General features: G+C 63.1%; 1 pseudogene. It reads left to right on the top strand.

Annotation, left to right across the window (positions count from 1 at the left end):
- A pseudogene (locus GWE18_RS42010) lies at positions 1-472 on the top strand (phosphate acyltransferase); the annotation flags it as partial.

Raw genomic sequence — 472 nt, 5'->3', positions numbered from 1 at the left:
GTTATATCTCCACCATGTGGCGTTCGATCGAGGCGGTGAAGACGGGCGACGCCGACGTCGCGGTCTCGGCCGGCAATACCGGGGCGCTGATGGCAATGGCGAAGTTCTGTCTGCGCACCATGGCCAATATCGAGCGTCCGGCGATTGCCGCGATCTGGCCGACGCTGAAGGGTGAGAGCATCGTGCTCGATGTCGGTGCGACGATCGGCGCCGATGCACCGCAGCTGATGGATTTTGCCCTGATGGGCGGCGCCATGGCGCGTGCGCTCTTCGAGGTCGAACGTCCGACGGTCGGCCTTCTGAACGTCGGCGTCGAGGAGATGAAAGGCCAGGAGGAAGTCAAGGAGGCCGGCCGGCTGTTGCGCGAGGCGAACATCGATTCGCTCGAATATTCCGGCTTCGTCGAGGGCAACGACCTTGGCAAGGGCACGGTCGACGTCGTCGTCACCGAAGGATTTTCCGGCAATATCGC

It is taken from the genome of Bradyrhizobium sp. CSA112 (assembly GCF_029051645.1).
Lineage (GTDB): Bacteria > Pseudomonadota > Alphaproteobacteria > Rhizobiales > Xanthobacteraceae > Bradyrhizobium.
Note: the sequence above shows the minus strand (reverse complement) of the source record. Positions and strands in the feature narration are given on the sequence as shown.